Annotated in this window: 25 protein-coding genes; 4 read left to right on the top strand and 21 right to left on the bottom strand. The window is 43.5% G+C overall.

Annotated features, from left to right (window positions below):
* Positions 1–32 precede the first annotated feature (32 nt).
* From coaE to yacG, 3 genes are read left to right on the top strand one after another with little or no spacing between them, the layout of a single operon-like run.
* Positions 33–638 (top strand): dephospho-CoA kinase, encoded by a 606-nt coding sequence (coaE, locus tag PR808_RS08695; RefSeq protein WP_206082686.1) that lies wholly within the window; start codon positions 33–35, stop codon positions 636–638.
* Between the two features lie 8 nt (positions 639–646).
* Positions 647–1,405 (top strand): cell division protein ZapD, encoded by a 759-nt coding sequence (gene zapD / locus PR808_RS08690; protein WP_206082687.1) that lies wholly within the window; start codon positions 647–649, stop codon positions 1,403–1,405.
* A 16-nt stretch (positions 1,406–1,421) separates the two neighbouring features.
* A complete protein-coding gene (yacG, locus tag PR808_RS08685; protein WP_206082688.1) occupies positions 1,422–1,619 on the top strand; it encodes a DNA gyrase inhibitor YacG in 198 nt (65 codons plus the stop codon).
* 84 nt (positions 1,620–1,703) lie between these two features.
* Here yacG and mutT read toward each other — a convergent pair whose 3' ends face one another.
* The 3 genes from mutT to secM form a co-directional block, all read right to left on the bottom strand.
* The gene (mutT, locus tag PR808_RS08680; RefSeq protein ID WP_272539115.1) at positions 1,704–2,096 is read right to left on the bottom strand and encodes an 8-oxo-dGTP diphosphatase MutT; all 393 of its coding nucleotides are present in this window, start codon (positions 2,094–2,096) and stop codon (positions 1,704–1,706) included.
* A gap of 61 nt (positions 2,097–2,157) precedes the next feature.
* Positions 2,158–4,869, bottom strand: coding sequence for a preprotein translocase subunit SecA (gene secA / locus PR808_RS08675; protein WP_272539114.1), 2,712 nt, complete (start codon positions 4,867–4,869; stop codon positions 2,158–2,160).
* Between the two features lie 96 nt (positions 4,870–4,965).
* Positions 4,966–5,493 carry a secA translation cis-regulator SecM gene (secM, locus tag PR808_RS08670; RefSeq protein WP_272539113.1) on the bottom strand — a complete coding sequence of 176 codons (528 nt, stop codon included), beginning with the start codon at positions 5,491–5,493 and terminating at the stop codon, positions 4,966–4,968.
* Between the two features lie 77 nt (positions 5,494–5,570).
* Here secM and PR808_RS08665 point away from each other — a divergent pair, with 77 nt between their 5' ends.
* Positions 5,571–6,092 (top strand): DUF721 domain-containing protein, encoded by a 522-nt coding sequence (locus PR808_RS08665; protein ID WP_272539112.1) that lies wholly within the window; start codon positions 5,571–5,573, stop codon positions 6,090–6,092.
* A gap of 27 nt (positions 6,093–6,119) precedes the next feature.
* On the opposite strand, the gene lpxC is transcribed toward PR808_RS08665, so the two are convergent.
* The 18 genes from lpxC to ilvN form a co-directional block, all read right to left on the bottom strand.
* Positions 6,120–7,037: a UDP-3-O-acyl-N-acetylglucosamine deacetylase gene (gene lpxC / locus PR808_RS08660; RefSeq protein WP_206082693.1), complete on the bottom strand. Its 918-nt coding sequence runs from the start codon at positions 7,035–7,037 to the stop codon at positions 6,120–6,122.
* A 99-nt stretch (positions 7,038–7,136) separates the two neighbouring features.
* Entirely contained in the window at positions 7,137–8,297 is a 1,161-nt protein-coding gene (ftsZ, locus tag PR808_RS08655) for a cell division protein FtsZ (protein WP_206082694.1), read from the bottom strand.
* A 60-nt stretch (positions 8,298–8,357) separates the two neighbouring features.
* The gene (gene ftsA / locus PR808_RS08650) at positions 8,358–9,614 is read right to left on the bottom strand and encodes a cell division protein FtsA (protein WP_206082695.1); all 1,257 of its coding nucleotides are present in this window, start codon (positions 9,612–9,614) and stop codon (positions 8,358–8,360) included.
* 35 nt (positions 9,615–9,649) lie between these two features.
* A complete protein-coding gene (ftsQ, locus tag PR808_RS08645; RefSeq protein WP_272539111.1) occupies positions 9,650–10,456 on the bottom strand; it encodes a cell division protein FtsQ in 807 nt (268 codons plus the stop codon).
* Between the two features lies 1 nt (position 10,457).
* The gene (locus tag PR808_RS08640) at positions 10,458–11,378 is read right to left on the bottom strand and encodes a D-alanine--D-alanine ligase (protein WP_206082697.1); all 921 of its coding nucleotides are present in this window, start codon (positions 11,376–11,378) and stop codon (positions 10,458–10,460) included.
* Positions 11,379–11,380: 2 nt separating this feature from the next.
* Complete coding sequence (murC, locus tag PR808_RS08635) at positions 11,381–12,844, bottom strand: UDP-N-acetylmuramate--L-alanine ligase (protein WP_225819189.1); 1,464 nt, start codon at positions 12,842–12,844, stop codon at positions 11,381–11,383.
* 45 nt (positions 12,845–12,889) lie between these two features.
* The gene (murG, locus tag PR808_RS08630; RefSeq protein WP_206082699.1) at positions 12,890–13,963 is read right to left on the bottom strand and encodes an undecaprenyldiphospho-muramoylpentapeptide beta-N-acetylglucosaminyltransferase; all 1,074 of its coding nucleotides are present in this window, start codon (positions 13,961–13,963) and stop codon (positions 12,890–12,892) included.
* The gene (gene ftsW / locus PR808_RS08625; RefSeq protein ID WP_206082700.1) at positions 13,960–15,153 is read right to left on the bottom strand and encodes a cell division protein FtsW; all 1,194 of its coding nucleotides are present in this window, start codon (positions 15,151–15,153) and stop codon (positions 13,960–13,962) included. Before ftsW ends, murG begins: the two co-directional genes overlap by 4 nt.
* Positions 15,153–16,463 (bottom strand): UDP-N-acetylmuramoyl-L-alanine--D-glutamate ligase, encoded by a 1,311-nt coding sequence (murD, locus tag PR808_RS08620; protein ID WP_272539110.1) that lies wholly within the window; start codon positions 16,461–16,463, stop codon positions 15,153–15,155. The genes ftsW and murD overlap by 1 nt, the downstream gene beginning before the upstream one ends.
* 1 nt (position 16,464) lies before the next feature.
* The gene (gene mraY / locus PR808_RS08615; RefSeq protein WP_206082702.1) at positions 16,465–17,547 is read right to left on the bottom strand and encodes a phospho-N-acetylmuramoyl-pentapeptide-transferase; all 1,083 of its coding nucleotides are present in this window, start codon (positions 17,545–17,547) and stop codon (positions 16,465–16,467) included.
* Positions 17,541–18,905, bottom strand: a complete 1,365-nt coding sequence (gene murF, locus PR808_RS08610) for a UDP-N-acetylmuramoyl-tripeptide--D-alanyl-D-alanine ligase (RefSeq protein ID WP_206082703.1) — start codon at positions 18,903–18,905, stop codon at positions 17,541–17,543. Before murF ends, mraY begins: the two co-directional genes overlap by 7 nt.
* Positions 18,902–20,389, bottom strand: coding sequence for a UDP-N-acetylmuramoyl-L-alanyl-D-glutamate--2,6-diaminopimelate ligase (murE, locus tag PR808_RS08605; protein WP_206082704.1), 1,488 nt, complete (start codon positions 20,387–20,389; stop codon positions 18,902–18,904). Before murE ends, murF begins: the two co-directional genes overlap by 4 nt.
* Positions 20,376–22,142, bottom strand: a complete 1,767-nt coding sequence (gene ftsI / locus PR808_RS08600) for a peptidoglycan glycosyltransferase FtsI (RefSeq protein ID WP_206082705.1) — start codon at positions 22,140–22,142, stop codon at positions 20,376–20,378. The genes murE and ftsI overlap by 14 nt, the downstream gene beginning before the upstream one ends.
* 12 nt (positions 22,143–22,154) lie before the next feature.
* Positions 22,155–22,475, bottom strand: a complete 321-nt coding sequence (ftsL, locus tag PR808_RS08595) for a cell division protein FtsL (protein WP_206082706.1) — start codon at positions 22,473–22,475, stop codon at positions 22,155–22,157.
* A complete protein-coding gene (gene rsmH / locus PR808_RS08590; protein WP_206082707.1) occupies positions 22,475–23,428 on the bottom strand; it encodes a 16S rRNA (cytosine(1402)-N(4))-methyltransferase RsmH in 954 nt (317 codons plus the stop codon). Before rsmH ends, ftsL begins: the two co-directional genes overlap by 1 nt.
* A 2-nt stretch (positions 23,429–23,430) precedes the next feature.
* A complete protein-coding gene (gene mraZ, locus PR808_RS08585; protein WP_206082708.1) occupies positions 23,431–23,889 on the bottom strand; it encodes a division/cell wall cluster transcriptional repressor MraZ in 459 nt (152 codons plus the stop codon).
* 699 nt (positions 23,890–24,588) lie between these two features.
* The gene (cra, locus tag PR808_RS08580; protein WP_206082709.1) at positions 24,589–25,605 is read right to left on the bottom strand and encodes a catabolite repressor/activator; all 1,017 of its coding nucleotides are present in this window, start codon (positions 25,603–25,605) and stop codon (positions 24,589–24,591) included.
* An 84-nt stretch (positions 25,606–25,689) separates the two neighbouring features.
* On the bottom strand, positions 25,690–26,181 hold the full coding sequence (gene ilvN, locus PR808_RS08575) for an acetolactate synthase small subunit (protein WP_206082710.1): 492 nt from the start codon (positions 26,179–26,181) through the stop codon (positions 25,690–25,692).
* Positions 26,182–26,183 lie beyond the last annotated feature (2 nt).

Raw genomic sequence — 26,183 nt, 5'->3', positions numbered from 1 at the left:
ATTTTTATTTTCTATAAGTGATCGAAAAATTTATGCCTTATATCGTTGCTTTAACAGGGGGAATTGGGAGTGGTAAGACGACCATTGCAAACAACTTTGCTAAATTTGGTGTCCCCATCGTCGATGCTGATGTAATAGCTCGCCAAGTTGTAGAGCCGAATACCCCTGCTTTTGACGCTATCAGGTCACACTTTGGTAAAGAGATTATTTCTTTAGATGGCACGCTAAATCGAGGCCTTTTAAGAGACATTATTTTCTCAAACACTAATGAAAAAAAATGGCTAAATACACTTCTTCACCCCTTAATTCAGCAAGAGACGCAAAAACAGCTCTACCAAGACAATTATCCTTATGTTTTATGGGTTGTTCCTTTATTAATCGAAAACAACATTTCTCATTTAGCAGATAGGGTATTAGTCGTTGATGTTACCCCTGAAGAACAAATTCAACGTACAATAAAAAGAGACAATATAAGTCTCGAGCAGGTCAAAAATATATTAAATGCACAAGTTAGCCGTGAAAAACGATTATCTTATGCTGATGACGTTATTACAAACCATACTAAAGATACCAGCATTCAAGACAAGGTAGCAAATCTTCACAATAAATATTTAACACTAGCAAAAATAAAACCATAGGAATTAAAATGGGCGAACTAGCAACTACAAATTTAATCACTTATGAATATCCAATGAATGAAAAGATCCGTTCTTGGTTGCGCCTTGAAACTCTTTTATCTCAAATTTATGAGCTCAGCAATATCACCTCCTACTCTTCTGGTATCGCATTTTTTCGTTCAGTCTCAGAACTTATTGAAATTCTAGATAGAGGCGAAGTCCGTTCAGATCTTATTAAAGAGCTTGAAAAACAACGCACTCGCTTATCAAATTGGGCTAGCGACCCTAATGCGGACAATCAACTAATTAGTTCATTACTCACTGATTTATCAGATAAAATATCTCACTTAATGTCTGCACCTCGCTTTGGTCACCATTTACGAACAGATAAAATTATTAGCATGGTTCGCCAAAGACTAAGCATTCCCGGTGGCTGCTGTAGTTTTGATTTACCTACATTACAATTATGGTTAAATATTCCAAAAAATGAACGAGATAAAGCCATCAGTGGCTGGCTTCAAAGTCTCGACCCTTTAAATGATGCTTTAAAAACAGTTCTGTCATTAATTCGCCAATCAGGAACGTTTGAAACTAAAGAGTCATTTAATGGCTTTTATCAAGATAGTGTCGAAGGTAAAGAGCTACTGCGCATAAAATTGCCCGCAGAAAACTTTATTTACCCACAAATTTCAGGTCACAAAACACGCTTTGCTTTACGTTTCCTGCATATCGATAGCGAGAATGGTATACTCCCTGATATGATCCGTTTTGAATTATCTTGCTGTTAAAGTAGAGAAATGTTTTATGAGTGAAATTATTGAAGTTAACTGCCCAACCTGTCAAAAAGTTGTGATTTGGAATGAAAGCAGCCCTTTTAGGCCTTTTTGCAGCAAGCGTTGCCAGCTCATTGATCTTGGTGAATGGGCCAGTGAAGAGAAACGCATTGCAAGCCAGAGCGATATCTCTGAAAGTGATGATTGGAGTGAGCAACCAGATAACTAGCTTTATATTTTTATAAAGTGGAAAATGTAACCTCTGTTTAAACTTGTATATTTTCCACTTTATTTTCAATGTATTAAAAAATTATTACTGTATAAGCATCTCTACAATAACACGGTTTGCAGGTGGGAACTCATTCTCAACCAATGCTTTTTGTTCTACCCAGCGTGAATCCTGCCCTTCTTTTCCATAAGGTTCATTATCCCACGCAGAGACAATAAAGAAATAAAGCGTAATAATTCTATCTTCAAACTCATGATCTACACGGTGAAATTGTTCATACTGAGTGGCAATAATCCCGACTTCTTCCTCAAGCTCACGAATCAAGGCAGCTTCAGGTAATTCACCTTGTTCTAGCTTTCCGCCAGGAAACTCCCAAAAGCCAGCCATATGTGTGCCTTCTGGTCGTTTAGTAATAAAAATTTTTTGCTGGGAATTACGAATAATTCCAGCCGAGATATGCAGATGTTTTTTTTTCATAATCTTTTCGTCAAAAAGGCGGGTTACCCCGCCTTTTTTATATTAATGAGTTAATAGTAACTTAATTCAAACGGCCATGGCATTGCTTGTATTTTTTACCTGAGCCACAAGGACAAGGGTCGTTACGACCAATTTTGTGACCTTGAGTTGCTATGTTAGCTTCGGTTTCAGTCATTAAAGATTCAGCGCCCGCTTCATGACTTAATTGTTGTCTTTTCGCTAAACGCTCAGCTTCTTCACGACGCTGTTGCTCTAATGCTTCAACCTCTTCAGGTAAACGAACTTGTACCTTAGATAATGTGCTGATAACTTCATATTTCAAGGCTTCAAGCATATTAGCAAACATACTAAAGGATTCGCGTTTATATTCTTGTTTAGGGTCTTTTTGTGCATAACCACGTAAGTGAATGCCTTGGCGCAAGTAATCCATTGAAGCCAAGTGCTCTTTCCATAAGGTATCTAGTGTTTGTAACATGACACCTTTTTCAAAGTTACGCATCGCTTCTGCACCAACAATTTCCTCTTTACGCTCATAGATTTCAACCGCTTTTTGCATGATACGTTCACGTAAAGTTTCTTCATGCAATTCAGGTTCTTTATCCAGCCATTCTTTCATTGGCAGATCAAGATCAAAGTCATTAACTAAACGCTGATGCAAACCATCAATATCCCACATTTCCTCTAATGATTGAGGTGGAATATAGGCATCCATCGTGGTGGTAAAAACATCTTCGCGAATGCTGTCAACCGTTTCTTTAATATCACCACCGTCGAGCAATTCATTACGCTGAGTATAAATAGCACGACGTTGATCACTCGCAACATCATCATATTCAAGTAATTGTTTACGAATATCAAAGTTACGGCTTTCAACTTTACGCTGTGCGTTAGCAATCGCTTTAGTTACCCATGGGTGCTCAATCGCTTCTCCTGGTTTCATACCCAGTTTTTTCATCATGCCAGTCACACGATCAGAAGCGAAGATACGCATCAGAGCATCTTCCATCGATAAGTAAAAACGTGAAGAACCCGCATCCCCTTGACGACCTGCACGACCACGTAACTGGTTGTCGATACGACGTGATTCATGGCGCTCTGTACCAATGATATGCAAACCACCCGCAGCTAAAACCGCATCATGGCGCACTTTCCAATTCGCTTTGATTTCATCAATTTGCTCTTGCGTTGGCTCTTCTAACGCAGCAACTTCCGTTTGCCAGCTTCCCCCTAACATGATATCCGTACCACGGCCTGCCATGTTAGTTGCGATAGTTACAGCGCTCGCTTGACCCGCATTCGCAATGATATCCGCTTCCATTGCGTGGAATTTTGCATTCAGGACGTTATGGGCAATTTTGGCTTTTTTCAGTGCATTAGAAATTAATTCAGATTTTTCGATGGAAATTGTACCAACAAGAACAGGTTGCCCATTGGCGGTTCTTTCACGAATATCTTCAATAATGGCTGCAAATTTATCGGTTTCGTTCATATAAACGAGGTCAGGTAAATCTTTACGCACCATTGGACGGTTAGTTGGGATAACAATAGTGTCTAATTTATAAATTGAGCTAAATTCAAATGCTTCAGTATCCGCTGTACCCGTCATACCCGCCAGTTTTTCGTATAGACGGAAATAGTTCTGGAATGTAATCGACGCTAAGGTTTGGTTTTCATTTTGAATTTCAACACCTTCTTTTGCTTCAACCGCTTGGTGTAAGCCATCTGACCAGCGACGACCTTCCATTGTACGACCTGTATGTTCGTCAACAATAACGATTTGGCCATCTTTAACGATATAGTCAACATCTAAGGTGAACAATGCATGAGCACGTAAGCCTGCCATTACGTGGTGCATAAGCATAATGTTTGTTGGTGAATATAATGATTCGCCTTCATCCATTAAGCCTTCTTTTGCCAAAAGTTCTTCAATTAACACCAGACCGCGTTCGGTGATAGTGACTTGGCGTGATTTCTCATCAACAGAGAAATGCCCTTCCCCTTGGAAAGTATCTGAATCTTCTTTTTCTTGGCGTTGCAGATGTGGAATTAACTTATCCACTTTTTGGTAAAGTTCTGAGCTATCTTCTGCAGGACCTGAAATGATCAGCGGTGTACGCGCTTCATCGATAAGGATTGAGTCGACCTCATCCACTAATGCATAGTGCAATTTACGTTGTACACGCTCTTCTGGGCTAAATGCCATGTTGTCACGTAAGTAGTCGAAACCAAATTCATTATTAGTACCATAAGTAATATCTGCAGCGTAGGCTTCGCGCTTCGCAGGCGGTGCCATACCTGGTAAGTTGATACCAACCGTTAAACCTAAGAATTCAAATAAAGGGCGGTTATTTTCCGCATCACGTTTTGCTAAGTAGTCGTTTACCGTCACAACATGGACGCCTTTGCCACTTAACGCATTAATATAAGCAGGTAATGTCGCAGTTAATGTTTTACCTTCACCTGTACGCATTTCTGCAATACAACGCTCGTTCAGTACCATCCCACCAATTAACTGCACATCAAAGTGACGCATACCAAAAACACGACGGCTGGCTTCACGCACGGTCGCAAATGCTTCTGGAATAATGCTTTCTAAGCTCTCGCCTTTAGTTAAGCGTTCACGAAATTCAACTGTTTTGGCTTTTAACTCATCGTCTGATAGCTTTTCAAAATCAGGCTCTAAGCGATTAATTTTTTCCACTTCTTTGCGCAGTCTGCGCAGAGTACGATCGTTACGGCTACCGAATACTTTGGTCAAAATTTTAGTTAACATACTTTTAATCTCATTAAATCAATAAGTTATTTTATTATTTCATAGATTTTAAGGCGCAGATTTTCTCAACATTGAGTTGATAAATCTATTAAGAGATCAAGCAGTTAATGGACCAGCACGAATGCCATGTACTTGTGCAACCCAAATAGCAGGCTGGTAGGTAACAAAATGAGGGTAAATATAATGACTGACTAGTACCGTGCTTTCGTGCGTTTGAAGCGAACGCTCTGCCAACATGGCATAAAGCGTATCCAGCATCAATTGTGGTACAATAAGCTGTTCGGATTCTTCTTTTGTCGTCGCTACGTCATCATCTTCATTTGCAGAAAAAGCAAACGTGAGTTGGCGAATAACATTGCGCACCGCATGTTGCTGCCAATAATTAACCGAGTATGATGATGAAGAAGAAGAACGCTGAGAATTTTGCTGCGCAAATAAGTTATCAAATGCATTAACCGCTTGGTTTTGGCGGTTCGCAGGTGATGAGTTAACTTGCGTAAGCTGAGATTCGGAAAGAGCATTTAAAATTGTAGGCAAGCCGACACCCGTGGCAACCACACCTAATAATAGGTGGGACCAAAAGTATTTTCTACCAAGTTGTCGCCAAAAATTTAAAATGCCCATTAAACTCTTATATAATGAATAAATGACAATATTATTATCTGTACATTAGTTTTCATCATTGTTAGCCGGAGCCAAAAATGAGAGATAGTCATCCACAAGCACTTTTCGATGTTCTTGAGGGATCATTGGCAAATTCATCAAATACTTTACAAACTATTCAGCGAAATGCAAAAGCCATTATCAAGCTGAACCGCGCTGTAAAGGGCTTATTGCCGGCTGAAATTAAGCCAATGTGCCGTGTTGCAAACTACCGTAATAATATTATGGTCATTGAAGTGGCAAATGCCAGTTGGATGACCCGTCTTAATTATGAAAAATTAAACTTACTTTCCGCATTAAGAACTTCTATTCTACCATCATTATCGTCTATCGACATCAGAATCAATCCTGATTTAATGCGAAAAACCAAACAAAATAGCTCAGTAAATAACCGAACAGCTGCATCAACACAAAAAATGAACGAAAGGCAGATAAGTACACAAACAGCACAAGTATTATTAAAATTAGCGGAAAATAGCCCGAAAGGATTAAAAGAAAGGTTTGAGCGGCTGGCTGCACTAGCCGGAGAGAGTACTAGTGCAACCAACAGAAAGCGCTAACCCAGATTTGGGCTAGCCGCATAATAGTTATGCGTATACAGCTGAAGGCGCTTTGAATGCCACAGGCAATTCAGCTTCATCTTCAAAGGTGACCAGATCCCAAGCTGACTCTTTAGCAAGAACCGCTTGCAGAAGTTTGTTATTCAGTGCATGGCCAGATTTGAACGCAGTGAATGCGCCAATAATGTTGTGCCCACACATAAATAAGTCACCAATTGCATCCAACATTTTGTGACGAACGAATTCATCTTCAAAACGTAAGCCATCTTCATTGAGGACTTTATAGTCATCAACAACGATAGCGCAGTCGAAACTACCGCCTAAGCATAAGCCTTGGGATTGCAGATATTCGATATCACGCATAAAACCAAACGTACGTGCACGGCTGATTTGGTTCACAAATGATTCCGCAGAGAAATCAAGTGAATAGCGCTGAGTGCTGCTATCAATCGCCGGGTGTTGGAAATCGATAGTGAAATCCAGGCTGAAACCATTGTAAGGTCGCATTTCTGCCCACTTATCGCCATCTTCAACACGAACAGTTTCTTTAATACGTAAAAATTTCTTCGCACAATTTAACTCTTCAATACCGCCATCAAGCAGTAAGAAAACAAACGGTGCAGCACTGCCATCCATGATCGGGATTTCAGGCGCATTGACTTCAATAACAATGTTATCGATACCTAACCCTGCTAATGCAGCATTCAAATGCTCAACGGTCGAAATACGTACGTTATCTTCATTGACTAAGCAAGTACATAACATCGTATCGCGAACGGATTTCGCATCTGCCGGAAAATCAACCGGTGGATTAAGGTCAGTACGACGGTAGATGACCCCGGTGTTTGCCGGCGCTGGACGTAAAGTCAGCGTAACTTTTTTGCCGGTATGTAAACCAACACCAGTCGCTGTAATAATACGTTTTAATGTCCGTTGTTTGATCATCGTCTATTTCTCGCAATGTTATAAGTCCTACTGATCATCATACAAAATAATCAGTAGGAAATTTTAGCACAAAAAGCGGAGAATCCAATATAAATAAAATTAATCGGCTTGCTTACGCAAGAACGCAGGAATATCGAGATAATCTGGTTCTTTGTTTGTTTGCGTATTTTGGTCATTGACCGCTTTAGCCGCTGCTGGTTTCTCTTCGGTTAATGAAGACATGCTATTTTGCATTTGCTGATAGCGTTGTTCCATTGACGCCTGCTGTGACATTTTGTTGCTAACTAAGGTAATTTCAGGGCGTTTGTCCATACCAATACCTGTTGCAACAACTGTAACGCGCAGCTCTTCATGCATTTCTGGGTCGAGAGAAGTACCGATTACCACAGTCGCATTATCAGATGCGAATGCACGAATAGTGTTACCTACCGTTTCAAACTCATCCAAACGCAGGTCGAAACCAGCGGTGATGTTGACTAACACACCACGAGCGCCTGACAGGTCGATGTCTTCCAGTAATGGGCTAGAAATTGCCATTTCAGCAGCTTCTTCGGCTCTATCTTCACCGCGTGCCACACCAGACCCCATCATCGCGTAGCCCATTTCTGACATAACGGTACGCACGTCAGCAAAGTCCACGTTCATTAAACCTGGGCGAGTAATCAGCTCTGCAATACCTTGTACTGCGCCTTTAAGTACGTCGTTTGCCGCACCAAAAGCATCCAGTAATGAGATACCACGACCAAGAACTTTTAATAATTTGTCATTTGGGATGGTGATCAAGGAGTCAACGTGTTTTGATAACTCAGTGATACCCGCTTCTGCAAATGCCATACGCTTTTTGCCTTCAAAATTGAAAGGCTTAGTCACGACCGCAACTGTCAGAATACCCAATTCTTTCGCCACTTCGGCAACGACTGGCGCTGCACCTGTGCCTGTACCACCGCCCATACCTGCTGCGATGAAAACCATGTCAGCACCATCTAATGCATTACGTAGCGCTTCGCGATCTTCTTCCGCAGCATTGCGGCCGACTTCAGGGTTTGCACCTGCACCCAAACCTTTTGTAATACCCGTACCGATCTGGATAGTTTGTCCGACTGCGGTTTTACGCAGTGCTTGTGCGTCCGTGTTGACGGCGAAGAATTCGACGCCTTCAATACGTTCACGCACCATGTGTTCAACGGCATTACCGCCGCCGCCACCAACACCGATGACTTTAATCACCGCATCGTTAGTGAGCTCCATTGGTTCAAACATAATGTCTCTCCGTTTTGTGCTTACTACTTTTGAAGCTAATAATAGGCTTCTTTATTAAAATTAGAATTCTTTTTTCAACCAACTGGTGATTTTACTGAACCAACCTGTGACTGAGGCACGCTTTTCTGTCTCGGTATCATCTCCAAGATGACTTTCTTTACCGTAATGCAGAAGCCCTACCGCGGTAGAATAATATGGCTCCTGCGCGTAATCTGTTAACCCCGTAATATTTAACGGCGTACCAATCCTTACTTGGGTGTGGAATACTTTTTGGGCACATTCAACTAAACCGTCAATCTGTGCAGCGCCGCCCGTTAAGACAATACCAGCCGCTAAATGGTGTTTGACACCTTGTTGACGTAACTGTTCCTGTAAATTTAAAATTTCTTCATTTACTAAGTTTAACAGCTCAGTATACCGCGGCTCGATGACTTCTGCTAAGGTTTGACGTTGTAAACTTCTCGGTGGTCGACCACCAACGCTCGGCACTTCAACCGTTTCATCTTTACTCACAATCGAACCGACAGCACAACCGTGGCGAACTTTAATCGCTTCTGCATCACTTGGTGGCGTACCGAAGGCATACGCGATATCGCTGGTAACCACATTCCCTGCGTATGGAATCACTTTCGTGTGGCGTAACGCACCGCCTGTATAAACGGCCATATCCATAGTACCACCACCGATATCCACCACGCACACACCTAATTCACGTTCATCTTCAGTTAATACGCTATAACTTGCTGCGAGACCAGCAAAAATCAGCTGGTCAACTTTTAGTCCACAACGTTCAACCGCTTTAACAATGTTTTTCGCCATATCATTATGGCAAGTAATTAAATGAACTTTTGCTTGCATGCGCACACCCGACAAACCTACTGGGTTTTTAATCCCTTCTTGGTAGTCGATCGCAAATTCTTGCGGGATTACGTGCAGAATTCGATGTTCATCACGCACACGCACTGATTTCGCCGTATGCACCACACTATCAACGTCTTCTTGTGTCACTTCTTCTTCAGAAACTGGCACCATACCAATTTCATTTTGGCAGCTAACGTGTTTACCTGAAAGCGCCAAATAGACAGAGGAAATTTGGCAATCTGCCATCAGTTCTGCTTGGTCGATAGCCCGTTGAACACATTTTACAACAGACTCTAAGTCGTTTACGCCGCCTTTATCCATTCCACGAGATGGGCAGCTTCCCACCCCGATAATATTAACCATACCATCGGGCAGAATTTCGCCAACAAGGGCTGATACCTTGGAAGTTCCAATTTCAAGGCCTACCACTAATTTTCTGTCCGTTGCTTTAATCATTTCTTCTGCCTAATTTGAGTTATTAGCAATATTTTTTATTGTAACCCCGGTGGTGCATCGACCAAAACTGGCGCCCAGCCCACCGCAGCACCACTGGTATAACGTAAGTCAACGTAGTCGACGCGTTTGTCCGTTGTTTGCTGCAAGAGCGGATAAAGTTCAAGGAACCGATTTAACCGCTCTGAAACATCTTTTTTACCCAGTTCGATTCGGGTGTCGTTATCCAAAATGATCTGCCATGCATGACGGGCTGTCATTGATAACGATTTAAGCTTTAACTTATTTGTCGCAAGCGTATTTTTAAAGTTAGCAAGCTCTTTTAGTACCTCTTTTTGGCTACCTTGTGGGCCATAAAGCAATGCATAATCCCCTTTACCATTTTCGCTTGCTGGTAAGTTAAACACCCTACCTTCTACATCCACCATATTTTGATCGTTCCATCTGGCGAATGGTTGATACTCAACAATATGAATTTTTAATTCATCTGGCCATTGTTTACGCACAGTAACTTGGCGTATCCATGGCATCATACTTATTTGGTTTTGGATAGCGTTGACATCGACAGTCATAAACGTACCCGGTTGCCCTAACGATAAAATCGCCTTTCTTACATCATCGTTCTTGGTGTAATGCCGCTCACCTGTTAAGACGAGCTTTGACATCGGTAGCCTGTCAGCATCTTTCATCCACGTCATCACCATCCAACCACTCCAAACGATGGTACCGACAACGATGAGAAAGAAAAATAACCCGCCTAAAAATGCCCCATTACTTGGGCCTGAACGTGGGTCATCATCATTGTGATGATTATGATGCCTGACGTTTAACGCTGCTTGTGACATATCAACGAGCCAATTCTAAAATTCGCACAACTAACTGCGAAAAATCTAAACCTGCCTGACGCGCGGCCATTGGTACTAAGCTGTGGCTTGTCATACCTGGCGAAGTGTTCACTTCCAACAAGTAAAACTGGCCATCGCTATCTTGCATCACATCAACACGCCCCCAACCATCACAACCGACCGTTAAATAGGCGTTCATCGCTAACTCAGCAAGCTCAGACTCACGTTGTGTATCTAAACCACTTGGGCAGAAATATTGGGTCTCATCAGACAAATATTTTGCTTCGTAGTCATAAAATATTCCTGGCGGCTGGATACGAATCGACGGTAGAGTTTTATCACCTAATACCGCGATGGTGTATTCAGGACCACTGAGCCATTTTTCAATTAATACGGTTTCGTCGAAACGAAACGCTAATTCAAGTGCCGCAGGTAATGCATCTAAGCTGTCCACCTTACTCATACCAACACTCGAACCTTCTAAGCTTGGTTTTACAATTAATGGCAAATCCAGAGCCTTAACTTTTGCAGTGATTTGTTCACTGCTCATCTGCAAATGTTGCTGTTTAGTTAAGTATATATAAGGAGATACACTTAGTCCCGCACCTTGCCATAATTGTTTTGTTCTGAGTTTATCCATACTCAGTGCCGATGCCATTACGCCACTTCCAGTATAAGGCAAACCAAGGTATTCAAGCATCCCTTGGATCGTACCATCTTCACCACCTCGACCATGTAATGCGATGAAAACTTTATCAAAACCTGCTTCTTTTAGTGTAATAACAGGGAAAGTTTTGGTATCAATAGGATGCGCATCAACTCCGCCTTGGCGAAGCCCTGCCAATACGGCATTTCCTGACTGAAGTGACACTTCACGTTCAGCTGATGTCCCACCAAATAGCACCGCAATTTTCTCTGCCATGTTTATTCCTCGACCATTGGCGGCTGTAATTTCGTTTCCGCGAGCGTTTTGGCTATTTTACCAATATTTCCTGCGCCTTGAACTAAAATTAAATCATTTTCATCAAGAGTTTGAGCTAAAAGGTGAGAAATTTGTTCCGGTTCTGAAACATAAATAGGATCAATCTGACCACGACCTCGAATTGTGCGGCACAATGAGCGGCTATCAGCCCCTGCAACATGCTTTTCACCCGCTGAATAGACATCCAACATCAGCAATACATCCACTTGCCCTAATACATTGACGAAATCGTCGTATAAATCACGGGTACGTGTATAACGATGAGGTTGAAAAATCATCACAATGCGTTTATCTGGCCAACCTGCTCGTGCTGCTTTAATGGTGGCATCCACTTCTGTTGGGTGGTGACCATAGTCATCTACTAACATGACCTCACCTTCTTTGCCGTTGACATTGCGTAATGCAAAATTACCCAAGAAGTCAAAACGGCGCCCTGTACCTTGGAATTCCACCAATGCAGACAAAATGTGTAAGTCATCAATGCCTTCTTCCGTCGCAACCGCAACCGCAGCTGTGGCGTTTAATGCATTATGGCGACCTGGTGCGTTCAACACGACCGTCAATTCCGGCATATTTTCACGTGCAATAGTGAAAAATCCTTGATTGCCTTTTTGTTCGTATTTGGTGATGCGCACATCGGCGTCCTCACTAAAACCATAAGTGGTGATGTAGCGGCCAATTTTTGGTAGCAATGAACGAATAACAGGATCATCAATACACATCACTGCACGGCCATAAAATGGCAAGTTATGCAGAAAATTAATGAAGGTGTCCGTTAAATTATCAAAGTTACCTTGGTAAGTATCCATGTGGTCAGCTTCGATATTGGTCACTACTGCGACTAATGGCTGCAAATGCAAGAACGATGCATCACTTTCGTCCGCTTCTGCAATCAGATAACGGCTACTCCCTAAGCGTGCATGTGTTCCCGCTGATTTCACTAACCCGCCGTTAACAAACGTAGGGTCTAAACCTGCTTGTGCATAAATGCCTGAAATCATCGCCGTCGTGGTCGTTTTACCATGTGTTCCCGCAACAGCGATACCGTGACGGTAACGCATTAATTCAGCCAACATTTCTGCCCGACGAATAACTGGAATACGGAGTTCTTTCGCCGCTTGAATTTCAGGGTTTTCACTTGAAATCGCCGTTGAAACGACAACCACACTGGCATTCTCAACATTTTCTGGACGGTGATTAAAATAAATCGTTGCACCTAATTCAGTTAATTGTTGAGTCACAGCATTGGGTGCCAAGTCTGAACCACTAATTTCATAGCCTTCATTTGCCAACACTTCAGCGATACCACCCATGCCTGCACCGCCGATGCCGACAAAATGGATGTGCCTGACTCTTCTCATTTCTGGCACTGATGTTCTTAATTTCGCTAATTGTTGTGTATTCACTCTGTTTTCGCTTCTTTATAAAATCGGTATCAAATGTGACTAAAACTATTTAGCCACTTCGCAAATCACGGCTGCAACACGTTCAGTTGCATCACTAATTGCACAATCATGGGCTTTTTCAGCCATCGACAACAATTCTGCTCTATCCCACTGCTCAAGCAAGTTTGCTACCGCTTCAGCGGTAAATTGTGGTTGCTCTAAGATCTTCGCAGCGCCCGCTTTTTCCAGTGGTAATGCATTCCAATATTGTTGGCGGTCTTTGTGCTGAAAAGGAACAAAAATAGCAGGTAAACCTGCGGCTGCAACTTCACTGACGGTCAATGCGCCAGAACGGCATACAACAATATCTGCCCAAGCATAAGCTTGCGCCATATCGTCAATAAATTCAGTAACTTTATACTCAGAATTGCCTGAAACTTGCAGCTGTTCATTATACAACGCTTCAGTGGATTCCTTACTGCCTTTTCCCGCTTGGTGCCAGATATTTAACTGTTTGCCTACTTTTGCAGCAACTTGCGGCATCACTTGGTTTAAAATCCGTGCGCCTTGGCTACCACCGACAACTAACACGCGTATCGCGCCTTCTCGGCCTGCTAAGCGAACCGCTGGCGTAGGAAGTGCCAGTACATCTTCACGAACAGGGTTACCAACTACAGGCGCATCAGGGAAAGCCCCCGGAAACGCTTGCAAAACCCGTTTTGCGATGCGTGATAACCATTTGTTCGTCAAACCCGCGATGCCATTTTGCTCATGCAGAACAACTGGAACACCACACTGCCATGCCGCAATACCACCAGGCCCTGAAACATACCCACCCATGCCTAATACCGCATCGGGCTGATAACGCTTGATGATTGTTTTCGCTTGTCGTATCGCTTTATAAATACGCCATGGCGCGCCTAACTGTGCGGCAATACCTTTGCCTCTTAAACCTGAAATCTGAATAAACTCAATATCTATGCCATGTTTTGGCACTAAGGTCGCTTCCATTCTATCGGCAGTACCTAACCAGCGAATTTCCCAGCCCTGAGCCTGCAAATAATGCGCCACAGCGAGCCCTGGAAAGACATGCCCTCCTGTTCCACCTGCCATGACGAGTAATTTTTTGGGCTGACTCATTTGGTACTCCTTACAAACGCCTGCGCTTTTTCTAGGCGTGTTTCAAAATCAATTCGCAGTAATACCGCTATCGCTGCGGCCATCACTAATAAACTGGAACCACCATAACTAATTAGGGGTAACGTTAACCCTTTCGTTGGCAGCATACCTGAGGCTGCACCAACGTTAACCAAAGCTTGGAAAGTAAACCAAATACCAATAGAGCAGGCCATATAGCCGCCAAATAATTGGTTAGACATCAACGCACGACGCCCAATCATCATCGCCCTAAATGCCAACATGAACACCATTAACAGGACTAATACAACTCCGACATACCCCAATTCTTCTGCTAACACGGAGAAAATAAAGTCAGTATGCGCTTCAGGGAGGTATTCCAGTTTTTGAACTGAATTTCCTAACCCTTGGCCTAACATTTCACCACGACCAAATGCCATTAATGACTGTGTTAACTGGTAGCCACTACCAAATGGGTCATCCCATGGGTTTAAAAACGAGGTCACACGGCGCAAACGGTAAGGCTCAAACCAGATCAGCGCTAATACCCCCACCGCACAGGTGGCAATACCGATAATAAACGGTGCCAGCCTTGCGCCCGCTAAAAACAGTAAGCCTAATGTTGTGACGACTAATACAATGACTGTACCTAAGTCAGGCTGTAAAAGCAGTAATGATGCCATCACAATCAAAATACACATCGGTTTGATAAACCCGAGAAAGCGAGTACGAACTTCTTCTGACTTGCGTACTAAGTAGCTTGAAACATAGCAAAATAGAGTGAATTTCGAAATTTCAGCTGGCTGAATTTTCACTAACCCGACGTCAATCCAACGAGATGCCCCGTTAACCGAACTCCCTGCCACTAATACCACGACTAACATGCCCAGTGAGCCCATCAAAAATAGGAAATTATACTTTTCCCAAAAAGCCATCGGTATGCGCATGACCGCTAATGATAAGGCGAAAGCAATAACGAGATAGACCATGTCGCGTTTTGCAAAGTAAAACGGGTCTTCTGTCAAACGCTGCCCTACTGGCATCGACGCCGAGGTCACCATAATGAAGCCGATAGCCGCTAAACCGAATGCCAACCAGACCAATGTACGGTCGTACAGCGTTGAGCCTGAAATTACGCCATTTTTTTCACCAATGACCCAATTTTTTAAACGCATCGCACCCGGTATGGTCATTACCCAAGCTCCTTCGCTAATTGAGCAAAAATAGCGCCACGCTGCTCAAAGTTTTTAAACTGATCTAAACTGGCGCAAGCTGGCGATAATAACACCATATCCCCTGCTTTTAATTGCGGTGCAATTTGACGTAAGCTTTGCTCCATCGTGTCAGTTAATACTGATTTTTCAGGGGCTAAAGCGGCTAATGATTTACCATCACGACCAAAGCAGTATAAATGGTAGTTATCCGCGGCAATATATTGTTTTAACGATGAAAAATCAGCCGACTTACCATCACCACCTAACAATAGATAGACTGAGCCGTCAACATGCAACCCATTCAATGCGGCTTCAGTACTGCCCACATTAGTGGCTTTGGAGTCATTAATCCAACGTACTCCATTGTTAAATAATACCAATTCAAAACGATGTGCTAACCCAGCGTAGGTTTTCAACACCTCAATACAAGCAGGGCGCGGAATATTTACCGCATCCGCAAGGGCTAACGCAGCCAGTGCGTTCAAATAGTTATGCTGGCCCGTCAAGCGCATCTCATTCACGTCTAACAATGTTTTATCGTTGACCACCAACGCACGATTTTTCGTGTCAAAGCAATACTTGCCACTGTTCACCCCAAAACCAATACATTCATCAGCGGATTGGTTTTCAGGCAGCGTTAACGCATCTTGCATATTCACGATACAGTTCTGTGCACCATGATAAATTTTTAATTTCGCACCGCGGTATTGTGATAAGCCCAGCGGATATCTGTCCATATGGTCTTCGCTGATATTCAGTACCGTTGCTGCTGCCGCTTTTAGGCTTGATGTGGTTTCGAGTTGGAAACTGGATAGCTCTAGAACGTACAATGCATGGCCTGAATTGAGTAAAGACAGCGCTGGCGTGCCAATATTGCCACCCACACCGACAGAAATTCCTGCCGCGCTCGCCATCTCCCCAACTAATGAGGTAACAGTGCTTTTCCCGTTTGACCCTGTAATCGCCACAATTGGCGCATCCGCTTCACGACAAAACAGCTCGATATCACCGACGATTTCAATACCGTTTTGCGCAGCTTCCTGCAATTGTGGTGTCGCTAATGCAATCCCTGGACTTGCAACAATCAAATCGGCTTCTTGAAGCCATGCGTTGTTCAAACTTCCGCTATGGCACTGCACATTTTCAGGCAGTTTATCCACACCCGGAGGTGTTGCACGGGTATCCATTACGCGTGGCACAGCACCACGCTCAATGAAAAATTGAACGCACGATAGACCTGTGACGCCCAGACCTATAATGACAACGTTCTTACCCTGATAATCAACCATATTAACGCACCTTCAACGTTGCTAGCCCAATCAGCACTAGCATCAAGGAAATAATCCAGAAGCGCACGATAACACGAGGTTCTGGCCAGCCTTTCAATTCATAATGGTGGTGAATTGGTGCCATGCGGAAGATCCGTTGACCACGTAATTTAAACGAACCGACCTGTAAAATAACGGATAAGGTTTCAACCACAAACACCCCACCCATAATCACTAATAGGAATTCTTGACGCAGTAAAACGGCGATTGTACCTAATGCACCACCGAGCGCCAGTGAGCCTACATCCCCCATAAAAACTTGTGCTGGGTATGTGTTAAACCAAAGAAAACCTAAACCTGCCCCAACAATAGCCGTGCAAACAATCACCAACTCACCTGCGTGTGGTAAGAATGGAATATGCAAGTAGCCCGCAAAATTGACGTTACCTGTCGCCCATGCCACTAATGCAAAACCAGCTGCAACAAATACCGTTGGCATGATGGCTAAGCCATCAAGGCCATCCGTTAAATTCACCGCATTACTGGTACCGACAATCACAAAATAGGTCAGTAAAATGTATAACATGCCCAGTTGTGGCATCACATCTTTGAAGAATGGCACAACAAGTTGAGTGGCTGGCGTGTCTTTGCCTATCGTATACATAGAAAAAGCAACAACTAACGCGATAACGGACTGCCAAAAATATTTCCAACGAGCGATTAAGCCACGCGTGTCTTTTCTTACTACCTTGCGGTAATCATCCACAAAACCAACGATGCCGTAGCCGATTAACACCAGCAATACACACCAAACATAAGGGTTATCTAAGCGCGCCCACAGTAAAACTGACACTGTAATTGAAAACAGGATCAACAGACCGCCCATAGTTGGCGTGCCACGCTTACTGAAGTGTGACTCAGGGCCTTCGCTACGCACGACTTGCCCAATCTGCATTTTTTGCAGATAAGCAATCAGGTGCGGCCCCATCCATAACGCAATCGCAAGTGCAGTCAGCAAACCGACAATGGCTCTGAACGTCAGATATGAAAAGACGTTCAAGACAGAAAACTTGTGGACCAACATTTCGGCAAGCCAGACTAACATTCGAAGCACTCCTTCAATGCATTCACCACATCTTCCATCGCGGAGCTGCGTGAACCTTTAACTAAAATGGAAACAACATCATTCTGCTGTGCTAGCGGAATTAGTCGGGTTAATAAATCGCTTTTTACCGTAAAGTGCTCACCACACTCACTAAATTCGCTGATCAACTTACTGAGTTGACCAACGCTGAATACTTTATCTAAACCAGCCTGTTTAGCCGCAACGCCAACACGTTGGTGGCACTCTTCTGCGTAATCGCCAAGCTCGCCCATATCACCGACAACTAAAATGCGGTAACCTGGCATTTTTTCCAGTACGTGAATGGCGGCAATCATGGAGCCATCATTGGCATTGTAGGTGTCGTCCAACACCACTTTGTGTTCTGCTAAGCGAACAGGAAACAAACGGCCTGGCACGGCTTTGGTATTTGCTAAGCCATTCTTGATATCTTCAAGGCTTGCCCCAACCGAAATGGCTAATGCACTCGCCGCTAATACGTTGGCAATATTGTGGACGCCTGGTAGTGGTAACGTAATATCAACGCACCCAACTGGCGTATGTAACACAAAATCTGTTGTTAGCTGTTTGATTTGAATATCTGTTGGGTAAAAATCAGCTTTAGGCTGTTGTGTTAATGAGTAATACCACACCGTTTGGCGTGGTTGGAACTGCCATTTTTCACTGTAGCTATCCAAATTGACAATTGCCGTCCCTTCTTCTGGGATACCTTGGTAAATTTCACCTTTGGCTTTTGCCACGCCTTCTGGCGAACCAAACCCTGCTAAGTGCGCACCAAATAAATTGTTTACTAATGCCGTTTCTGGCTTAACAATATTAGTGGTGTAAGCAATCTCATTTGGGTGGTTAGCCCCCATTTCAATCACAGCAAAATCGTACTCTGGCGTTAAGCGAAACAGCGTTAACGGCACGCCGATATCGTTATTTAAGTTACCTGCGGTATATAAGGTTTTGCCTCGCTCAGCCAAGATAGATGCCGTCATTTCTTTCACGGACGTTTTGCCCGATGAACCTGTTAAACCAACAATGCGAGCACTCACTTGCTGGCGAACCCAGGCAGCCAGTTGCCCCATTGCAATACGGGTATCATCAACAACCACTTGTGGGCAATTTACGGCCAGTTGGCGATCGACTAATAAGGCTTTTGCACCGCCTTCCACCACTTGCTCAGCAAAATCATGAGCATCAAAACGCTCCCCTTTAAGGGCAATAAACAAACCGTTCTCACCAATTTTACGGCTGTCTGTGCTAACGCTTTCAAGCACAAATTCGCAGTTAGATGCAAACTCAATCCGCCCTGAAGTGATTTTTGCGAGTTGCGTGAGGGTTAATGGGATCATGCTATCACCCCCAATAACCGTGCCACCGTTAAGCGATCTGAATAATCTAACTTACGATTACCTATAATTTGGTAATCTTCATGCCCCTTCCCTGCAAGGACAATCACATCATCGGGTGAAGCTTGCAAAATAGCATTAGTTACTGCTTCTGGACGCCCTGGTATCGCTAGAGCACGACTTGAATCCAGTAAGCCCGCCATAATATCGTTGATAATATCCATTGGGTCTTCACTGCGAGGATTATCGTCAGTGATAATGATTTTATCTGCCCACTCTTCTGCCACAGCACCCATAAGTGGGCGCTTACCTTTATCGCGATCTCCACCGCAACCAAACACACACCAAAGCTGCCCTTTACAATGTAAACGAGCTGCTGCAAGCGCTTTTTCTAATGCGTCAGGTGTATGAGCGTAATCAACCACCACGGTCGGTTTGTTTGGTGCACTAAAAACTTCCATTCGACCACAAACAGGGGAAAGGGAAGATGTGGATGCTAATAACGAGTCAAGTGGGTAACCCATCATTAACAATGTCGCCATCGCAACTAATAAGTTACTGACGTTGAACGCCCCCATTAATGGACTTTCAAATGCGCCGTTACCCCATGTGGAATCAAAATGAATAGTCGCGCCTTTATCGTGGTATTCCACTTCAGTAGCTTTTAACCAAGGCCCTTGCCAGTTGGCTGGAATACGATTTTCCATCGTTACCGCACATGCTTGTGGTAGGCGTTGTAACCATTTCAGCCCAACGTCATCATCTGCATTAATAATTTGATTTTTAGTTTGATGCGTCGAGAAAAGTAACCATTTTGCCGCTTCATAATTTTCCATATCACCATGGTAATCAAGGTGATCACGGCTTAGGTTGGTGAACACTGCGGCAGCGAATTGCAATGCAGCGACACGCCCTTGTACTAAACCGTGGGAGGACACTTCCATCGCAGTCAATGTGGCTTTTTTATTTAATAGCTGCGTGAGTTCTAACTGAATATCTACCGCAGAGCCTGTCGTATTCTCCGTTGGTGAAACCTGCCCTAATAAACCATTTCCAACAGTTCCCATCACAGCGCTTGTCTCGCCAAGACCTTGCGCCCACTGTGCAATCAGTTGGGTTGTTGTTGTTTTACCATTTGTTCCCGTCACGCCGACTAATTTCATTTTGGCAGAAGGCTGGTCATAAAACTCACCTGCCAGTGCAGATAAACGATTGTTTAAGTCATTGAGATAAATCACTGGCACACCATGAACAAAGCGAATTTCGCCTTCTTCAGCTTCACCTTGTGCCTCTGCAATCACAGCACCAACCCCTTGTGCAATCGCTTGAGGAATATAATGCCTACCATCCGACTGGTGGCCTTTTATGGCAATAAACAGATCACCCGCAGCAGCCTTTCGACTGTCTAGCGTCATCTCACGTAGTGAGATAGGAGTTGTGCTTACACCAAATGGCGCAAGAAGATCACAAAGATTACGATCTGCCACTTTTAACCTCTTTTTGACTGTTCACAATTTCATTTTTATCATCAGGTTGTAACGCATCTGGCTCAATATTCATCAGTCGTAAGACTCCGCCCATAATCGAACCAAACACAGGAGCAGAAACTGCCCCTCCGTAGTACTTACCACCGCTTGGCTCGTTGATTAATACAACAAGCGCATAACGTGGATTACTTGCAGGGGCTACACCCGCTGCATAAGCGAGATATTTTTCAACATATCGCCCTTCAGGACCGACTTTTTTCGCGGTACCTGTTTTAATTGCAATACGGTAACCTTTAATCGCGGCACGAGCACCACCACCACCAGGCAGAGCTACACTTTCCATCATATGCACCACCGTACGCATAATTGGCTCAGGGAAAACACGAGTTCCTGGTACTGGTGGGTCAACTTTTGTGATAGATAGCGGCCTATAGATACCAAAACTACCAATTGTTGCGTAGGCTCGCGCTAATTGTAACGGTGTTACCATTTGCCCATAGCCAAAAGAAAAGGTGGCCCTATCTAAATCAGACCACCGTGTTTTTTTACTTGGAAAGATGCCACTACTTTCCCCGACTAACCCCAGATTAGTCGGCTTGCCAAACCCAAAGCGGCTATACACATCCACCAGCTCTGTGGCAGGCATCGCTAACGCCAGTTTAGAAACACCCACGTTACTCGACTTCTGTAAAATTCCAGTAATCGTTAATTCCGCATAGCGCGCAACGTCTTTAATTTCATGTCCACTAATACGATATGGATAAGTATTAATGACTGAATTTTCTTTAATAATTTTGTTGTGTAATGCGCTCATTACCACCATTGGTTTTACTGTTGAACCTGGTTCAAAAATATCGGTAATTGCGCGATTACGCATGGCATCCATTGCTGTGCCAGCAAGGTTATTTGGGTTATACGATGGGCTATTGGCCATCGCCAATATTTCCCCAGTGTGTACATCCACTAAAATCGCCACACCTGATTCCGCTTTATTTTCTTGCACGCCGCGAGTCAGTTCACGGTAAACAATTGATTGAATACGTTCATCGATACTTAATGTCAGGTTATGCGCCGCTTGGCTATCGACTGATGAAATCGTTTCGATCACGCGACCATTTCTATCTTTACGAACAGTACGCTCTCCTGGAGCGCCTTTTAACCAGCGGTCAAAACTTTTTTCAACACCTTCAATACCTTCACCATCAATGTTTGTCACACCTAACAAGTGTGCTGTCACAGGGCCTGAAGGGTAATAACGGCGAGATTCTTTGCGCAGGTAGATACCTGGGATTTTTAATTTTTTAACGTAGTCACCGATAGATGGGTTAACTTGGCGCGCTAAATACACAAAACGGCCACGTGGATTGGCCGATATTTTCTTGGTAATTTGCTCGAGTGGAATTTCGAGTGCGTCTGCAAGCGCTTTCCAGTGCTCATCATTGCTAATTCCACCTTTCTCAAACACTTCTTTTGGATCTGCCCAAATTGCATTAACTGGCACGCTGACCGCGAGCTGCCGACCTTCACGATCACTAATCATACCCCGAGCAGTTGCCACTTCTTGAACACGCAAAGAGCGCATATCCCCTTCTTTAACCAGTTTTTCAGGGGCAATAATTTGCAGGTAAGCCACTCGCGTTAATAACCCTGCTAGCGCTAAGACAATACACCCGCACAGCAAAATAAAGCGCCAGCGGACAAAGCTGGTACTTTCTTCTTGTTTCTTATTTTTTGCTGTTTTTGGTGCTTTCATTGGGAACCTTTTTTATTGTTGAGAAACAATAATTTTTTCTTGTGATGGCTCAACTTGAACCATCTGTAATTTATCAACGGACAAACGCTCAATACGGCTATGGCTCGCTAATGCGTTTTCCTCGAGGATCAGATTGCGCCATTCAATATCCAACGAATCTTTTTCTTCGTACAATTTGTCTTTAGCTGCGGTTAATAAGCGAGTTTCATGTGCCGTTGTAACCACAAACACGGCGCTAATAATAATCGCAGCCAATAAAATCAAAGGAACGATGCCGTAGCGAAATAAATCACGTCCAATTACGCGTGCTAGGCTGTGCCTTTCAGGAACCATTATTGCGTCGCCTTTTCTGCAAAACGCAGCACAGAGCTTCGTGCGCGTGGGTTTTCGTCAATTTCATTATCTGAAGGCTTCATTTTGCCTAAGTCACGTAACTGCGCACTACCTAATGCTTTAATTTGCGTTTCTGTCAGTGGGATCCCAGCAGGCACACTTGGCCCTTTACTGTTTTTACGGATAAATTGTTTAACTAACCTGTCTTCCAAAGAGTGAAAACTGATCACTGATAAACGCCCTTCTGGTGCTAAAACCCTCATCGCACCGTTTAGTGCCTGCTCAATCTCTTCCAGTTCACTATTGATGTAGATACGAATAGCCTGAAAACTGCGAGTTGCAGGATGTTTATGTCGGTCTTTCATCGGGCTGACTTTTGAAATTAATTCAGCCAGATGGCGTGTCCGTGTTAATGGCTCTTCTTCGGGGTTATGATTGCGTTCCACAATCGCCCTAGCGATACGCTTCGAAAAACGCTCCTCGCCAAAGGTTTTCAGCACCCATGCAATGTCATCAGCCTCTGCGTTCATTAACCATTGCTGTGCCGATTGCCCTTTGGTTGGGTCCATGCGCATATCCAATGGTCCGTCTCGCATAAATGAAAACCCTCTTTCTGGGTCATCCAATTGCGGTGAAGACACGCCTAAATCCAATAAAACACCATCAATTTGCCCTGTTAACCCTTCTTCTTCCACATATTGTGCAATGTCAGAGAACGGGCCATGCTTAATCATAAAACGTGGATCATCAATGGCTTCGGCGGCTTTAATTGCCTCTGGGTCACGGTCAATGGCGATTAAACGCCCATGCTCACCCAATTGACTTAAAATTAAGCGAGAGTGCCCACCTCGACCAAAAGTGCCATCGATATAAATACCATTTGGCTTAATATTCAAGCCATTAACGGCTTCATCCAATAATACGGTTACGTGCTTAAATTGCTGTTGCGTCATTGTTATAGTGACAAATCCTGTAAGCGGGCTGAGAGTGGTTCAGTGGTGAGACGCTCCGCAGCGATATCATTTTCCACTTGTTTGTACCAAGTTTGCTCATCCCAAAGTTCAAATTTATTAATCTGGCCAACCAACATGACCTCTTTGGTTAGCCCTGCGTGTTGGCGCAATGTATTGGCTAACAAAAGACGTCCTGCATTATCCATCTGGCATTCGCTAGCATGACCCAGTAAAAGCCGTTGTACACGTCGTTCTGCTTCGTTCATGGTAGATAAACGAGACAGCTTTTCTTCAATGATTTCCCATTCAGGCAAGGTATAAAGCAGCAGGCACGGCTGATGAAGGTCAATGGTACAGACCATTTGCCCTTTCGCTTCCTCGGTCAGCATTCCTCGATAACGAGTAGGCACGGTTAGCCGCCCTTTGCTGTCGAGATTAACCAGTGTTGCCCCACGAAACATACCCGATTAAACCCCTTTTATTTCCTAGCTACCCACTTTACCCCACAATTCTCCACATATAAAGTTTACGAATGGTATGAAAACCTTGTCAAGCCAGTCACACCTGGCTTTAGGTTTATTTACAGAACAATTCAGAAAATAGAAGGACGAGTAAAATCTTACTTGGAAAGAAAATAAGAAATAACAAATTGATATAATTAGCTTATTTTATAAATTTCGCACAAAATAGCAAAGTGGCTGTTTATTGTTGAAAAATTACACAAACGACGCTAAATCCAATCTCTATCTCATTTTTAATCAGTGTATTTCGTACCAATTCTTTACTTTTAATCTGTTCGTAAAACAGTGTTGATGCACTGTAAAGATAAAAACGCCTCTCCAGTAAAATAAAACCGTTATATTTCATTGAACTAAACAACTGTTTTAATAAACAGTATTAAAATTACAAAAGAAGTAACCAACCCAATGCAAACCTATGCAAAAACCTTTTTTATTTTTGTTTTTATCGCATTTAGCTTTTGTTACAAAATAAATAAATAATCGACTAGGATAATTCCTAAAGTTAAATATTTACTTATTTTTAGCCTATAAAAAAAGGGCGCCTACATTGTAGGGGCCCTTATATTACTCATAATCGTGATCAACATCACTCATTATTGAATGGCATTACACTGATCGCCTAAAGTTGCGGCTATTTTTTTATTGCTTACGACCTAAACTTCCACGACGACATAAGTCACGACGAATTCGAGTGATACCGGCCTCGGGTTTTTGCTTTTCATCGAGGCTAGCTAATACTAGTTCTAAGATACGCTCTGCAATATCACGGTGGCGCTGAGCAAGTGATAGCACAGGGCAACCGAGGAAATCCAATAATTCGTTATCCCCAAAAGTCGCAATAACCATATGCTCAGGCAAACGGCCACTACGTTTAAGAGCCACATCCAGTACGCCTTGGAGTAAGGAAAAGGATGTTGTAAATAACGCATCTGGCATCTCATTACCGCTGTCGAGCCAATTCGCAAATACTTCTGCGGCAGCATCTCGCTCGTAGCTATTTGCATACAAATAGTCAACTTCACGTTCACGTGTATCGCCATTCCATGCTTTACGGAAACCTTGTTCACGTAAATAGCTGACAGACAGTTCAGGTAATGCCCCTAAGTACAATACCGATTCAGCTTTGAATTTACGCAATTCAGCTGAAATCATAAAAGCATCTTCTTGGTCATCCCCTACAACACTAATAAAGTGCTCTTTTTCAAGCGCCCTATCCAGTGCAATGATAGGAAGTGAACGGTTCGCCCAGCGCTGATAAAAAGGGTGCTCTGGTGGAAGTGCAGTCGACACAATAATAGCATCAACTTGGCGCTGCAAAAGGTGCTCAACACAACGGATTTCGTTGTCGGGTTGATCTTCAGAACACGCGATTAGCAGTTGGTAGCCACGTTGACGTGCCTGTCTTTCTAGATAATTTGCTATACGTGTATAGCTGGTATTTTCCAGATCAGGGATCACTAACCCAATGGAACGGGTGCGCCCTGCACGTAACCCCGCAGCAACTGCATTTGGATGGTAATTGTGCTCTCTGACGACTGCCATCACTTTTTCAACAGTTTTATCGCTGACTCGATACTGCTTGGCCTTGCCGTTGATCACATAACTAGCCGTTGTGCGGGAAACACCCGCTAGACGGGCTATCTCATCCAGTTTCACGTTAACCTCTTTTTAATTTCGGGAGCAGCCTCGAGTCATTCGAGGCCTTATATCCGAGTATTCTACCTTTGGAAGATAAATTTTTCACCGCATAATTTTGTCACCACGCGAAACACCGACAATACCCGAGCGTACAACTTCAACAATTTCAGCAACACCACGTACTGATTCGATGAAAGCATCCAGTTTATCGCTTGTTCCTGCGAGCTGAACGGTATAAAGCGTTGGTGTAACATCAACGATTTGCCCACGGAAAATATCTGCACAGCGTTTCACTTCATCACGCCCATAACCAGACGCTTGAAGCTTCACTAACATGATCTCACGTTCGATATGTGCTGAAGCCGTCAGCTCACTCACACGCAGAACATCCACCAGCTTGTGCAATTGTTTCTCAATTTGCTCAAGAACTTTCGCATCGCCTTTGGTTTGGATAGTCATTCGTGACAATGTTGGGTCATCAGTGGGTGCAACCGTCAAACTTTCAATATTATAACCACGTTGAGAAAACAGACCTATGACACGGGACAAAGCACCTGATTCATTTTCTAATAAAACGGATAAAATACGACGCATAA

Source organism: Providencia sp. PROV197, from assembly GCF_028479625.1.
Taxonomy (GTDB): Bacteria; Pseudomonadota; Gammaproteobacteria; order Enterobacterales; family Enterobacteriaceae; genus Providencia; species Providencia vermicola.
This window is presented reverse-complemented; position numbering and strand designations above follow the sequence as displayed.

Coding starts and splice junctions, on each gene's coding strand:
- coaE (WP_206082686.1), top strand. CDS start 33: ATGCCTTATATCGTTGCTTTAACAGGGGGAATTGGGAGTGGTAAGACG.
- zapD (WP_206082687.1), top strand. CDS start 647: ATGGGCGAACTAGCAACTACAAATTTAATCACTTATGAATATCCAATG.
- yacG (WP_206082688.1), top strand. CDS start 1,422: ATGAGTGAAATTATTGAAGTTAACTGCCCAACCTGTCAAAAAGTTGTG.
- mutT (WP_272539115.1), bottom strand. CDS start 2,096: ATGAAAAAAAAACATCTGCATATCTCGGCTGGAATTATTCGTAATTCC.
- secA (WP_272539114.1), bottom strand. CDS start 4,869: ATGTTAACTAAAATTTTGACCAAAGTATTCGGTAGCCGTAACGATCGT.
- secM (WP_272539113.1), bottom strand. CDS start 5,493: ATGGGCATTTTAAATTTTTGGCGACAACTTGGTAGAAAATACTTTTGG.
- PR808_RS08665 (WP_272539112.1), top strand. CDS start 5,571: ATGAGAGATAGTCATCCACAAGCACTTTTCGATGTTCTTGAGGGATCA.
- lpxC (WP_206082693.1), bottom strand. CDS start 7,037: ATGATCAAACAACGGACATTAAAACGTATTATTACAGCGACTGGTGTT.
- ftsZ (WP_206082694.1), bottom strand. CDS start 8,297: ATGTTTGAACCAATGGAGCTCACTAACGATGCGGTGATTAAAGTCATC.
- ftsA (WP_206082695.1), bottom strand. CDS start 9,614: ATGATTAAAGCAACGGACAGAAAATTAGTGGTAGGCCTTGAAATTGGA.
- ftsQ (WP_272539111.1), bottom strand. CDS start 10,456: ATGTCACAAGCAGCGTTAAACGTCAGGCATCATAATCATCACAATGAT.
- PR808_RS08640 (WP_206082697.1), bottom strand. CDS start 11,378: ATGGCAGAGAAAATTGCGGTGCTATTTGGTGGGACATCAGCTGAACGT.
- murG (WP_206082699.1), bottom strand. CDS start 13,963: ATGAGTCAGCCCAAAAAATTACTCGTCATGGCAGGTGGAACAGGAGGG.
- ftsW (WP_206082700.1), bottom strand. CDS start 15,153: ATGACCATACCGGGTGCGATGCGTTTAAAAAATTGGGTCATTGGTGAA.
- murD (WP_272539110.1), bottom strand. CDS start 16,463: ATGGTTGATTATCAGGGTAAGAACGTTGTCATTATAGGTCTGGGCGTC.
- mraY (WP_206082702.1), bottom strand. CDS start 17,547: ATGTTAGTCTGGCTTGCCGAAATGTTGGTCCACAAGTTTTCTGTCTTG.
- murF (WP_206082703.1), bottom strand. CDS start 18,905: ATGATCCCATTAACCCTCACGCAACTCGCAAAAATCACTTCAGGGCGG.
- ftsI (WP_206082705.1), bottom strand. CDS start 22,142: ATGAAAGCACCAAAAACAGCAAAAAATAAGAAACAAGAAGAAAGTACC.
- ftsL (WP_206082706.1), bottom strand. CDS start 22,475: ATGGTTCCTGAAAGGCACAGCCTAGCACGCGTAATTGGACGTGATTTA.
- rsmH (WP_206082707.1), bottom strand. CDS start 23,428: ATGACGCAACAGCAATTTAAGCACGTAACCGTATTATTGGATGAAGCC.
- mraZ (WP_206082708.1), bottom strand. CDS start 23,889: ATGTTTCGTGGGGCAACACTGGTTAATCTCGACAGCAAAGGGCGGCTA.
- ilvN (WP_206082710.1), bottom strand. CDS start 26,181: ATGCGTCGTATTTTATCCGTTTTATTAGAAAATGAATCAGGTGCTTTG.